Consider the following 11,265-nt stretch of genomic DNA (forward strand, 5'->3'; position numbering starts at 1 on the left):
CCAACTTTAGATACGCCCGATAACACATCCACACTAGTTGGCTGTACGGACTGCGCTACTGTCACGGCCTCGTTAAGCCCGCCCACCTGATGCAACACAATCAAAGGAATCAGTACTAATGCAGTAAACATGAGCGAAGCTTGGACCGTGTCGGTCCAGCTCACCGCTAAAAACCCACCAATAAATACATACGCAATCGTACAAAAAGCACCGAGCCACAAGGCCGCAGGATAAGACATGCCAAACATGCTTTCAAATAAGCGCGCCCCAGCCACAACGCCCGATGCACAGTACAAGGTAAAAAACAGCAGGATCACAATCGCTGAAACGATACGCAACACATTAGACGTATCCTGAAAGCGATTGGAAAAATAATCTGGCAACGTCAGCGCATCCCCAGAGCGTTCGGTATAAACGCGTAAACGCGCCGCCACCAAGCGCCAATTAAAATAGGCACCAATGATTAAACCAATCGCGATCCATGAAGCGGATAACCCTGTGTCATACACCTCGCCAGGCAGACCCATTAACAGCCAACCACTCATGTCTGACGCGCCTGCGGCTAACGCCACCACAAAAGCCCCGAGCTTACGCCCCCCTAAAATGTAGTCTGACAAGTCTTGCGTTGACCGATAGCCTAACCAGCCGATCAACAACATTGCCAAAATATAGATCACAAACATCACGGTGATCGGCGTACTGATTATGTCCATTTTTTACCCCTTCCCACCTCATCGCACCGGAGTGCTTAGGTGATAACTGGACGATGCACAAACCTCGCACATACTCAATAAATGAAAATTAAAACCTTGCCACTGATGTGACATTCCCACAGGCACGTGCCGTGTTAACACTAAAATAGGGCTTATTTTATCGTTAATCTCAGTGCTGCCCTACCCAATTCACAAATTAGTGCTACATTGAAAAATCAAAAATAGAGAAAACAGAGAATAATACGAGGCAAATTGATTATGAGTGCTTACTACCAATTCATCGATAGACACATTGACGAGCAAGGAGTCGTCACCGCCACTTATCGCTCCACACAACATGCCCAAGGGGCCTGGAATCCACATGAACAACACATGGCTCCCGCTAGCGGTATTATTGCCGCCGAGCTTGAGCAGTTTCAGCCACGCGAGGGCATGCGTATCGGAAGAATCAGTTTTGATATCTTTGGCTTAATTGCCGCCGGTGAATTTTCTATCACTACACGTGTTATTCGCCCAGGCAAAACCATTGAACTCATCGAATCCACCATGCAAGCCAATAACAAAACATGTATTGTGGCGCGTGTATGGCGGATGTGTACATCGGATAGCTCTGAGATTGCCGGTCTGGAAGACCAGCCAGTTACCCACCCCGACCAGCTACCTTTATGGGAGGGGATGACACGCTGGCCAGGTGGTTATATTCAAAGCCTCATCGTTAAAGTGGACCCAAATCATCGCGCTGGGCATGGCATTGTGTGGCTTTCCAATGAAAAAGCCATGGTTGAAGGCCAAGAAAAAAGTGATTTTGTTCATCTGATGGGGATGGTGGATACCGCTAACGGCACAGCCGTACGCCAAGAGGATCCTTTTACGTGGAGCTTTCCGAACCTAGATTTACAAATCCACCTTTACCGCTACCCAAGCGGCCGCTGGCTGGGTTTGGAAACCGTACAGCAATACGGCACCGACGGTATTGGTTTAACCAGCACCATATTGCATGATATTCATGGACCCTTTGGGCGCAGTGAACAGATTTTGACCCTGCGTAAAATGGGCTAGTTATACCGCTTCATCACGTTTATGCGACGCCAAAATTTCCATTTGGCGTTGCTCCATTTCTTTACGCAACTGACGCCGAATTTGGGCGGCCTTAAAGCGCCGAATCTCATCAGGTGTGGTGGGCGTTAACGGTTTTACCTCGGTAGGCTTGCCCTCGTCATCCACCGCCACCATGGTAAAAAAGCAGCTATTCACATGGCGCACCACACGATGTCGAATGTCTTCTGCAATCACTTTAATACCGACCTCCATGGAGGAAGTCCCCGTATAGTTCACACTGGCTAAAAAGGTAACCAGCTCACCCACATGAACCGGCTGTCTAAACGTGACTTGATCTACACTCAATGTCACCACATAACGATTCGCATAACGGCTAGCACAGGCATAGGCGACCTGATCCAAAAGCTTTAGAATCGTACCCCCATGAACATTACCCGAAAAATTAGCGGTATCTGGGGTCATTAAAATTGTCATCGTTAGCTGATGATAAGGTAAATCCATGGTTTTCTCTTTCTAGCAATAAAAAAGGCGATCCATGCCAGTGTGCCAAAACCTCATGACACTATCACGGCATATAACGCGAAATTCTATAGATTAAGCGATGACACCGTTACGCTCAAGAAAACCTTAGGAAAACCACTGCAATGAGGCCTGCAACTGCACCACTTCCCCCACTACAATTAATGCGGGCCGCTCTGCCTGTTGTGCTAAGGCGGGCAATGTGGCTAGTGTCCCCACCTGAATCTGCTGCTCTGCTAGGGTCCCCTGGCTAATAATAGCCACAGGGGTTGTGGAAGCTTTACCATGAGCTATTAGCTGCGTGCTGATCTCAGTCGCTTTTAAAGTCCCCATATAAATCACTAAAGTTTGCCGCTGTCGTGCCAAGCAAGACCAATCAATGTCATCACCCTCAGCGCGACAATGACCAGTAATAAATAATGCCGCCTGAGCATATAAGCGATGGGTCAGGGGAATGCCCGCATACGCGGTCGCCCCCAGCGCGGCAGTAATACCCGGCACAACACGATAACTCACCCCCGCAGCTTTGAGCGCTTCTAACTCCTCGGCACCACGCCCAAATACAAACGGATCCCCGCCCTTTAAACGCACCACACGCAAGCCTTGCTGAGCATACTGAATCAATAGCTGATTCGTCGTGGCTTGATCAACCTGATGCGCATGGGCGCGTTTACCCACGGCAATACGCTGTGCATCACGTCGTATAAAAGCTAATACGTCTTTGCCCACCAGCGCGTCATATAACACCACATCAGCCGCCTGCAAAGCTTGAAATCCGGCTAGTGTTAACAACCCGCTATCCCCAGGCCCAGCACCTACTAAGGTGACTTGGCCAATTAAGGTCGTATCGACCTGGGTGTGAAGCAACTGCTGTAAACGCTGCTCTGCGTGCTGCGCTCGCTGTGCGCTCAGGGCTTCGGTAAAAATCGGGTCTGCAAACAACTTTTCCCAAAAGCTGCGACGCGCAGTCGCTTGTGTAAGTACAGCTTTGACCCGAGAACGATATTGTCCTGCCAACGCCGCCATAGGTGCCAACACCGGTGGTAAGGCTTGTTCTATTTTCTGGCGTAGCTGTCGCGCTAGAACAGGCGCGGTGCCACCCGTACTAATGGCAATCTGAACTGGGGAACGATCCACAATCGCCGGCACAATAAAGGTACATAATGCGGGATTATCGACCACATTCACTAGACGATGTCGTTGCACACAAGCATCATGCACCGCTTGATTTAGCTGGGCATCGTCTGTCGCTGCGATCGTTAAAACCGCTTGCTCCACATCACTTGGCTCAAAATGGGCTTTCAGCCACTGCACCTGATTTTGCTCAAGCAACTGTTGTACCGCGGCTCCCACCTTTGCTGCGATCACACGAACCTGCGCCCCCGCCTGCCGTAGTAGCTCAATTTTTCTAAAAGCCACCTCGCCGGCTCCAACCACTAAAACTGGGCGCTGTTTTAGATTGGCATACAAAGGAAAATAATCCATAACGTCTTTGATGTAAAAAAGCTAACTTTTTTATCTTAGAGGCCGTCTCATAAAAACCAAACATCAAATCCTTGTATGTATTTTCCTTTTAGCTATAAGGACTTAGCGTGTAAAAACATGAAACGCATACACCTTTTAGCTATATTTACATAACCCTCATAGGCATATAAAAAGAGCAATTGCTTCTTTCCCTTTGGGACGACTTCATGGCTAGCATAGAAAGTCATTCTTGATTTTTGTTGAGCAAGCCATGAGTTCATTTATCCCTATCCAATTGTGGCAAATTCCACCTACTACGATCACCCAATCGGTATCACTACCACCTTTGATCCAAAATTTGGAACAGCAACTAAGCCAAATTGCCCAACAGCACAAAAAGGTTGTGCTTGCCAATAGCTTGGCTGTCGAGGATATGGTGCTAACACATGCTATTGCCCAATTACAACTACCTATTGAAATCATCGTACTCGATACAGGCAAACTCCATGCCGAAGCTTTGAGCTATCTCGATATCGTAAAAAAACACTACGATCACTTGACTTTTACTGTTTATCAACCTTTACCCCAGTCGTTACAAGACTTTGAAACCACACACGACTTTCTTGATATTTATCAATCATTGAGCGTACGCAAAGCCTGTTGTTTTGCTCGCAAAATCGAGCCCTTACAACGCGCCCTAGCTCATAAAACAGCATGGATCACAGGGCAACGACGGGAGCAATCTCCCACTCGTCAACAGTTACCTCAGCGCGAGTGGGATACTGCTCACAACTTAGAAAAATTCAATCCCCTGGCTGACTGGACGCACGAACAGGTGTGGGCCTATATCCATGCCCATTCTATTCCTATCCACCCGTTGTATCACCACGGCATGCCCAGCATCGGCTGTGAGCCATGTACCAAGCCCATACGCCAAGGCGAAGACCTGCGTGCTGGGCGTTGGTGGTGGGAAAGTCAAGACAGTAAAGAATGTGGCTTACACGCTAACCCCACGTCCTCCCTCTCTTAATTTTTATTTATGTGTTGAGTGTGCTTTTATGGCTGCTATTGTGAACCGTCATCTGGACTGGCTCGAGGCGGAGTCCATTTATATTATTCGGGAAACCATTGCTGAAACAAAAAACCCCGCCTTACTCTTTTCTGGGGGCAAAGACTCGGTTGTGCTTTTTGCCTTAGCTTGCAAAGCCTTTGCCTTACCTAACCGACCCTTGCAGTTACCCTTTCGGCTTCTACATGTGGATACAGGGCATAACTACCCCGAGGTCATTGCTTTTAGAGACGAAATCGTAGCGCGTACGGGTGCTGAACTCATCGTTGCGCATGTGGAAGACTCCATTCGGCGTGGCACCGTTGTCTTACGCCATGGCAATGACTCACGCAACGCTGCTCAAGCCGTCACCCTATTAGAAGCCATTGAACAATATCAATTTGATGCACTGATGGGCGGCGCACGCCGTGATGAAGAAAAAGCCCGCGCTAAAGAGCGTATTTTTTCTTTTAGAGACCAGTTTGGACAGTGGGATCCCAAAAACCAACGCCCTGAACTCTGGTCTTTATATAACACGCGCTTACACCCCAATGAAAACATGCGTGTTTTTCCTATATCTAATTGGACTGAACTAGATATCTGGCAATACATAGAACGCGAGCAGCTCGCTTTGCCCAGCATTTACTATGCGCATGAACGTGAGGTCGTAGAGCGTAATGGTTTGCTGGTTCCCGTTACCCCACTTACCCCAAAACAGCCCAAAGAAATCAGTCAGCAACGCTCTGTTCGCTTTAGAACTGTTGGCGATATCAGCTGCACGTGCCCCGTCCCAAGCCAAGCCAAAACCGCTGCAGAAATTATCTTGGAAACCGCCCAAGCCACCCTATCCGAGCGGCGCGCCACGCGTTTAGATGACCGCGCATCGGAAGCAGCAATGGAAGAGCGCAAACGCGCTGGTTATTTTTAATTTGCCTCATGCCAAGGACTCACGATGACAACTCAAACCCCAACGGTATTCCGTTTTATCACCGCTGGCAGCGTCGATGATGGTAAATCCACACTAATTGGCCGCCTGCTTTATGACAGCCATGTTTTATTAAGTGACCACATTGAACAGCTTAAATCCAATTCATATCACCATACAGACCAAGCGCCATTGGATTTTGCGCTGCTGACAGATGGGCTTGCCGCAGAAAGAGAGCAGGGCATCACGATTGATGTCGCGTATCGGTATTTCAGTACCCCTGAACGTAAGTTCATTTTGGCTGATACCCCTGGACATGAACAATACACGCGTAATATGGTTACAGGGGCATCTACAGCTGATGCCGCGATTGTCTTAATTGATGCTTCCCGCTTAGATTTACAGCAACAGCCGGTACGCTTATTACCGCAAACCATACGTCATAGTGTGCTTTTAAAGCGATTGGCCTGCCCGCATATCATTGTGGCCATCAATAAGCTCGACTTATTACATTACGATGCAGCGGCCTTTACAGCCATCCAAAACGCGTATACACAACTCGCCAAACAGCTTCAGCTCACTGCTGTGCATTTTGTGCCCATTTCAGCCCTGCATGGGGACAATATTGTGCATTCCAGTACCAACATGCCTTGGTATGACGGCCCGAGTTTGCTCACACTCCTTAATACGCTCCCTATTACAGACACAGCCCAACCTGACCCTGGCCTTGCGCTTTTTCCTATACAACGCGTAGCGCGTCAGGACGGCAGTGCCAAAGACGATTTTCGCGGCTACCAAGGCCGTTTAGAACAAGGCCAGCTGCAAGTAGGACAAACGATACGCCTGCTACCAAGCCAACAACGCAGCACTATCGCAGCCATTTATGGCATCCATGGTCAACAAGAACAAGCTCAACCGGGCGAAGTCCTAACCATCACTTTACAAGATGAGCTCGATATTTCTCGAGGCGATACCCTTGTTGCCGTGGAGCACCCCGTCCAAAACCATCAACATATCCATGCTTCGCTTTGCTGGTTTGACGATCAGCCATTAAACCCAGCTCGCAAATATTGGCTAAAGCACACGACTAAAACCGTCTACGCCAAAATTAGCGGTATAGCTAGCGTTTTGGATCTACACGAACTAAAAGAAAAACCTGCCGCTAGACCATTACAAATGAATGATATGGCTAAAGTCCAACTGCTTTTACAACAACCCATTGCCGCTAATCGCTACCTTGATAACAAAGCGACTGGCGCATTTATTTTGATTGATGATATCAGCCACCGCACCGTCGCGGCGGGCATGATCGAACAACTGGGATAGCTATAACCATGATCGTATCCACTGAACTTATTCAGAACATAGACCAGTTAAGCACTAAGGAACTCGCTTGGCTATCCGGTTATTGCTGGGCCAAATCCAAAGTTGACGGACTGCAGTCTTTCAGCGCCGACCTAGATCAGGCCTCAACGGCAACGGCTACAACCACGCGTACCGTGACGATTTTATCCGCCTCCCAAACCGGCAACGCTAACCGTGTCGCCGAGCGTTTACATGAGTCGTTGCAATCTTTACCTGTGCGCTTGCAGCATTACCGCTTGGGTGACTATAAAAACAAACAAATCACCGAAGAAGACATTGTGATTTTTGTCAGCTCCACGCAAGGCGAGGGCGAGTTCCCCGAGGAAGCCATTTCTTTTTCTAAATACCTATTCGGTAAGCGTGCTCCCAACCTAGAGCATCTTTCTTTTGCTGTGGTGGGCTTAGGTGACAGCTCCTATCCTTTGTTTTGTGAGGCAAGTAAAAAATGGGATCAACGCCTTGAGGCCTTGGGTGCGAAGCGCCTTTTACCTCGGTTGGATAACGACATCGATTATGAGGACTCGGTTGCCCAATGGCAAGAACAACTGCATGCCTGCTTATCAGAGCTATTGCATAATGAAACGCCAGCTGTATCCAACCCCGCTGTACAGATAGTACCAGCCTCAAAGACCTATGATAGAACGCGCCCTTATCTGGCTGAGCTCATTCAAAAACAAAAAATCACTGCTCGCCAAGCCAACAAAACCACCCTGCATGTAGAAATTGACTTAGGTGACTCGGGAATACAATACAGCCCAGGTGATAGTTTAGGCATACTCCCTACAAATAATACCGATTTGGTACAGGATTTTTTAGCCCTCTTTGACTTTAAAGCCGAAGCCTTAGTACAGCTAAAGTCAGGACAATCTTTGCCCTTAATCGAAGCGTTGACGCATCATGTTGAACTGACCCAAAACAGTGTAGCTTTAGTAAAAAAATGGGCACAAATCAGTCAACACCCTGAACTAATCGCACTGGTAGAGCATCCCGAAAAAGCTCAACACTACGCGAGCGCCACCCCTTTATACGCGATGATTCAAGCTTACCCCGCCACCATTGATCCCCAACAATGGTTCGCATTTTTACGACCACTTAGCCCACGCATGTACTCCATTGCTTCCGCGCAAGCAGAGGTTGGAGCCGAGGTGCATATTACCTTAGGAGTAGTGGAGTATACGCATCAACAAAAACACTACCGTGGTGTTTGTTCAGACTATTTATGCGCTCAATTGGAAGAAGGCGATACCCTTCCCATATTCATTGAGCCGAACCCTCGATTCCGCTTACCTCATGATCCAAACACCCCCATTATCATGATTGGTGCCGGCACGGGGATTGCACCTTATCGCGCCTTTATGCAACAGCGCGAACAAGATCAAGCACAAGGCCGAGCATGGCTCATTTTTGGTAATCAAAAATTCACAGATGACTTTCTGTATCAAAGCGAATGGCAACGTTGGCACCAACTAGGTTTCCTGCATAAAGCCAGTCTGGCTTGGTCGCGCCAAAAGCCCCAACAAAAAGTCTACGTACAAGACAAAATCCGTGCAGAAAGCACAGAGCTCTGGCAGTGGCTCAGTCAAGGAGCCCATGTATATGTCTGTGGCAATGCCAATCAAATGGCTAAAGAGGTCGAGCAGGCGTTATTGCATGTCATCGCACACGAAGGCCAGCTCAATAGCGAACAGTCAGAGCAGTATCTCGATGAGCTACGCGACAGCGGTCGTTATCAACGTGATGTTTACTAAGAGTCCATTATGAGTCAATCTTTTTCTTCTTCTGAGCCCACGCTACCGTTATCTGATAACGAGCGTCTAAAAAAACAAAGTCGTCATTTACGTGGCACCATTATCGAGGATTTAAACAATGCGTTAACGGGCGGCTTTACTGGCGATAATTTTCAGCTCATTCGCTTTCACGGCATGTATGAGCAAGATGACCGCGACCTACGTGTCGAGCGCCTAGAGCAAAAACTTGAACCACTGAAAAACGTGATGCTCCGCTGTCGCTTACCCGGCGGTATTATCACCCCAAAGCAATGGTTAGGCATTGATCGTTTTGCAAGTGAACATACGCTTTATGGCAGTATTCGTCTCACGAACCGTCAAACCTTTCAATTTCATGGTGTGCTTAAAGATGATATTAAGCCCATGCATCAATGGCTCCACCATTTAGGGCTGGATTCTATCGCAACAGCTGGCGATGTGAACCGCAACGTACTCTGCACTTCTAACCCCGTCGAATCCGAGCTGCATCAGCAAGCGTATGAGTGGGCAAAAAAAATCTCTGAACACTTGCTTCCTAAAACCCGAGCCTATGCAGAAATTTGGCTTGATGGCGAAAAACTTCATAGCACAGAAGACGAGGTCGAGCCGATTTTAGGGGATACTTATTTACCCCGTAAATTCAAAACCTGCGTGGTTATCCCCCCACAAAACGATGTGGATTTACATGCCAATGACTTAGCTTTTGTAGCTATCGCTGAAAATGGCCAGCTGGTTGGCTTCAATGTCTTAGTCGGAGGCGGCTTATCCATGGAACATGGCAATACCGCTACCTATCCAAATACGGCAAAAGAACTTGGCTTTATCCCACTATCCCATACGCTTGAAGCAGCGGCCGCCGTTGTCACCACCCAAAGAGACTGGGGTAACCGTCACGACCGTAAAGCAGCAAAAACACGCTATACCCTAGAGCGCGTTGGCTTAGACACCTTCAAAGCCGAAGTAGAGCGCCGCATGGGGATCACTTTTGCACCGATCCGCCCCTATCAATTTACCGAGCGTGGTGACAAAATCGGCTGGCTACAAGGCAGCGATGGGCTGTGGCACCTGACGTTGTTTATTGAAAATGGGCGGCTGCTCGATTACCCTGATCGTCCTCTTAAAACTGGCGTGGCCGCCATTGCTTCCATGCACCAAGGTGATTTTAGACTCACAGCCAACCAAAACCTGATTGTGGCCAATGTTGCCCCAGAAAATAAAGCCACCATCGAAGCCATTGCCCGCGCTCATGGCTTAATGGATGATCGCATCAGCCCGCAACGCCAACAATCAATGGCCTGTGTATCTTTTCCGACCTGCCCGTTGGCTATGGCCGAAGCGGAACGCTTACTTCCTGCTTTTATTGATGACATCGATGCCCTATTAGCCAAGAATGGTTTAGCCAAGGAATCTATTGTGTTACGCATTACAGGCTGTCCTAATGGATGCGGGCGCGCCATGTTAGCGGAAGTCGGCTTAGTCGGTAAAGCAATCGGACGCTATAACTTGCATTTAGGCGGCAACCGCATTGGCACACGCATTCCTCGTCTATATAAAGAAAATATCACTACCGCTGAAATTTTGACTATTTTGGCGCCACTCATTGAACGATGGGCGCACGAGCGCCAAGATCAGGAGTGTTTTGGTGACTTTGTGGTACGCACGGGGGTCGTTACTCCAGTACAAGACGCCCCCAGAGACTTTTATGCTTAACCCCCTTGGGTTCCCGAGCAGCTCCGGCTGCTCTTTTTAGTTGACATCCTCCCCGGCCTGAAGGCCGGAGATTCCTACGGCGCTCAGGGGCGGCATTGAGCCGACCCTGAGTCGCTTCGGTGGGTTCCTGCTGCTGGCGACCCTACTGCATCGCTCACTTCACAGGCGAACCGGGCGTGTCCCGCCCTTAGCACATTGATCGCGCCGACCACATCGGCGTTTTCTTCAAAACCGCATTCCACGCACTCGAACCGGGCTTGCGTCTGCCGGTTCTCCGCCGACACATGGCCGCAGCACGGACAGGAACGGCTCGTGTTCTGTGGCGGCACGGCAACCAGCCAGCCGCCTTGCCACGCCAACTTGTAGTCCAGTTGACGGCGGAACTCGAACCAGCCTTGATCGAGGATGGCTTTGTTCAGTCCGGACTTGGCCCGAACGTTTCGTCCCGGGGCATCTGCCGTGCCTGCCGCCGACTTGGACATGTTCCGCACCTGCAAATCCTCGATACACACCATCGCGTGGTTTTGGCTGATCGCGGTCGAGGTCTTGTGCAGGAAGTCGCGGCGGGCGTTGCCGATACGGGAGTGAATGCGCTGGACGCGGGCTTTCGCCTTCTTCCAGTTGTTGCTGAATTTGGTTTTGCGGCTCATGGCCTGCTGCGCTTTGCGCAGGGCCGTTTCATGCCGCTTGAAGCTG

At 49.2% G+C, this 11,265-nt stretch carries 9 protein-coding genes and 1 pseudogene; 6 read left to right on the forward strand and 4 right to left on the reverse strand.

All coding sequences use genetic code 11. The annotated features are described in order from the left end of the window. A pseudogene (locus Q1V74_RS00805) lies at positions 1–713 on the reverse strand (sodium:proline symporter); the annotation flags it as partial. 258 nt (positions 714–971) lie between these two features. Between Q1V74_RS00805 and Q1V74_RS00810 the strand changes: the two are divergent. After that, positions 972–1,772 (forward strand): thioesterase family protein, encoded by an 801-nt coding sequence (locus tag Q1V74_RS00810; RefSeq protein ID WP_300646618.1) that lies wholly within the window; start codon positions 972–974, stop codon positions 1,770–1,772. Here the strand turns inward: Q1V74_RS00810 and Q1V74_RS00815 are convergent, their stop codons facing one another. Together Q1V74_RS00815 and cysG are read right to left on the reverse strand one after the other, a co-directional pair. After that, positions 1,773–2,273 (reverse strand): acyl-CoA thioesterase, encoded by a 501-nt coding sequence (locus Q1V74_RS00815; protein WP_300646619.1) that lies wholly within the window; start codon positions 2,271–2,273, stop codon positions 1,773–1,775. Positions 2,274–2,399: 126 nt separating this feature from the next. Then, a complete protein-coding gene (gene cysG / locus Q1V74_RS00820; protein ID WP_300646621.1) occupies positions 2,400–3,776 on the reverse strand; it encodes a siroheme synthase CysG in 1,377 nt (458 codons plus the stop codon). A gap of 250 nt (positions 3,777–4,026) precedes the next feature. Between cysG and Q1V74_RS00825 the strand changes: the two genes are divergently transcribed. Genes Q1V74_RS00825 through cysI form a run of 5 tightly spaced genes read left to right on the forward strand, consistent with a single transcriptional unit; the run spans position 4,027 to position 10,569 of the window. Further along, complete coding sequence (locus tag Q1V74_RS00825) at positions 4,027–4,785, forward strand: phosphoadenylyl-sulfate reductase (RefSeq protein ID WP_300646622.1); 759 nt, start codon at positions 4,027–4,029, stop codon at positions 4,783–4,785. Between the two features lie 28 nt (positions 4,786–4,813). Then, the gene (cysD, locus tag Q1V74_RS00830; RefSeq protein WP_300646623.1) at positions 4,814–5,731 is read left to right on the forward strand and encodes a sulfate adenylyltransferase subunit CysD; all 918 of its coding nucleotides are present in this window, start codon (positions 4,814–4,816) and stop codon (positions 5,729–5,731) included. Between the two features lie 24 nt (positions 5,732–5,755). After that, complete coding sequence (locus Q1V74_RS00835; RefSeq protein WP_300646624.1) at positions 5,756–7,054, forward strand: GTP-binding protein; 1,299 nt, start codon at positions 5,756–5,758, stop codon at positions 7,052–7,054. An 8-nt stretch (positions 7,055–7,062) separates the two neighbouring features. Next, a complete protein-coding gene (locus Q1V74_RS00840; protein WP_300646625.1) occupies positions 7,063–8,841 on the forward strand; it encodes an assimilatory sulfite reductase (NADPH) flavoprotein subunit in 1,779 nt (592 codons plus the stop codon). A 9-nt stretch (positions 8,842–8,850) separates the two neighbouring features. Continuing rightward, positions 8,851–10,569: an assimilatory sulfite reductase (NADPH) hemoprotein subunit gene (cysI, locus tag Q1V74_RS00845; protein ID WP_300646626.1), complete on the forward strand. Its 1,719-nt coding sequence runs from the start codon at positions 8,851–8,853 to the stop codon at positions 10,567–10,569. 83 nt (positions 10,570–10,652) lie between these two features. On the opposite strand, the gene Q1V74_RS00850 is transcribed toward cysI, so the two are convergent. After that, positions 10,653–11,265 (reverse strand): transposase (locus Q1V74_RS00850; RefSeq protein WP_300646628.1); only part of this gene is annotated, 613 nt, incomplete at its 5' end.

It is taken from the genome of Paenalcaligenes sp. (assembly GCF_030152715.1).
Classification (GTDB): Bacteria; Pseudomonadota; Gammaproteobacteria; order Burkholderiales; family Burkholderiaceae_B; genus Paenalcaligenes; species Paenalcaligenes hermetiae.

Bases quoted from the DNA above. Each gene is read 5' to 3' on its own strand.
- Q1V74_RS00810 (WP_300646618.1), top strand. From the start codon at position 972: ATGAGTGCTTACTACCAATTCATCGATAGACACATTGACGAGCAAGGA.
- Q1V74_RS00815 (WP_300646619.1), bottom strand. From the start codon at position 2,273: ATGGATTTACCTTATCATCAGCTAACGATGACAATTTTAATGACCCCA.
- cysG (WP_300646621.1), bottom strand. From the start codon at position 3,776: ATGGATTATTTTCCTTTGTATGCCAATCTAAAACAGCGCCCAGTTTTA.
- Q1V74_RS00825 (WP_300646622.1), top strand. From the start codon at position 4,027: ATGAGTTCATTTATCCCTATCCAATTGTGGCAAATTCCACCTACTACG.
- cysD (WP_300646623.1), top strand. From the start codon at position 4,814: ATGGCTGCTATTGTGAACCGTCATCTGGACTGGCTCGAGGCGGAGTCC.
- Q1V74_RS00835 (WP_300646624.1), top strand. From the start codon at position 5,756: ATGACAACTCAAACCCCAACGGTATTCCGTTTTATCACCGCTGGCAGC.
- Q1V74_RS00840 (WP_300646625.1), top strand. From the start codon at position 7,063: ATGATCGTATCCACTGAACTTATTCAGAACATAGACCAGTTAAGCACT.
- cysI (WP_300646626.1), top strand. From the start codon at position 8,851: ATGAGTCAATCTTTTTCTTCTTCTGAGCCCACGCTACCGTTATCTGAT.